This window comes from Brevibacterium sp. 50QC2O2 (genome assembly GCF_024580675.1).
Taxonomy (GTDB): Bacteria; Actinomycetota; Actinomycetes; order Actinomycetales; family Brevibacteriaceae; genus Brevibacterium; species Brevibacterium moorei.
On record NZ_JANIJZ010000049.1, the window covers coordinates 1 to 1,106 of the forward strand.

A 1,106-nucleotide genomic window follows, 5' to 3' on the forward strand; every position below is an offset into this window, starting at 1 on the left:
CGGTGTCCTTGGCATTGCGGATCCGATCCTCACACCGCCCGCGGCGCCGGTGCCGGACTTCCAGATCGGCGAGCTGCCCGCGCCTGCTGTTGGTCGCGAACGCAGTGATCCGATACCCGTCCACGTCGTCAAAGCGCAACTGCGCTCCCGGATGCGGGCGCTCACGCCTGGCGATGACACGCATCCCGGCAGGCCACCCGGTCAGGTCGAGCAGCCCGGTGAGCTCGACGACGCCGGCACCATCCCGGATACCACCGTCGGACGTGTACGCGTCCTGCCACTCCGTTTCCGGGATCTGGTGGTAAATGTCGGGAAAGTCGATCGGCAGGCTGAAGCCGACGGAGTACGAGAGCCTGCGTCCGGTGAGCCAGTCGAGGAAGCCGTGCGTGCCACCGGCGGTATCGGTGCGGATGAGGACCTTCTTCCCCGGACGCGCCCGCCGGCCGGGGAGTTGGGCCAGGGCAGCGCGCGTGATGGCGATATGGTCTGTGACGGTGTTCGATCCGGCGTTGCCTTTGCGCAGGGCCGCGGCCAACAACTCGCCGGTACCGGCTGGACCGTGGTCGGCGAACGCGAGCAGCGGGTGGTGGCCGAAGGTGCGCTTGAACGTCCCGGCGGCCTGTTCCTTCTCACTGTGCGCGATCACGATCGAGGCGTCCAGATCGATGATCAACGGATCGTCGGCACTGGCGCCATGGTCGGGAGCACGCGTGCCGGCAACAGACCAGGCGTGGGTGCGGGCCTGCTGGCGGGCGTGGCGTATCGCGGTGACCGCTGCCCCGGCGTCCTCGGCCAGCCAGCCGATGAGTCGGGAGACGGTCGGAGTCGACGCGACTGACCCGTAGATGCCGGGTTCGCTGCGCACGATTCCAGCGTCGGAGAGGCAGTCACCGCCCAATGCCAACGACAGTGCCAGGTCCAACAGGATCTTGCCAGGATCATGGATCGCAAATGGCTTGCGCCACGACGCCAGAGCGTTTGAGAGGTAGCGTCCCAGGCCGGTCTGATCGATCGTGTCGGTCAGGAGCACGCCACCGGCTTGGGTGATGGCCGGGATGGGGGAAGTGTCGATGTGCGGGTGCGGGTACAGGCCGGTAGACTTCACT

At 67.4% G+C, this 1,106-nt stretch carries 1 protein-coding gene; it reads right to left on the reverse strand.

Annotated elements, in window-relative coordinates; all coding sequences use genetic code 11:
• A partial coding sequence (locus NQ038_RS15145; RefSeq protein WP_257062989.1) for an IS1380 family transposase occupies positions 1-1,105 on the reverse strand: 1,105 nt, incomplete at its 3' end.
• Between the last annotated feature and the right edge of the window lies 1 nt (position 1,106).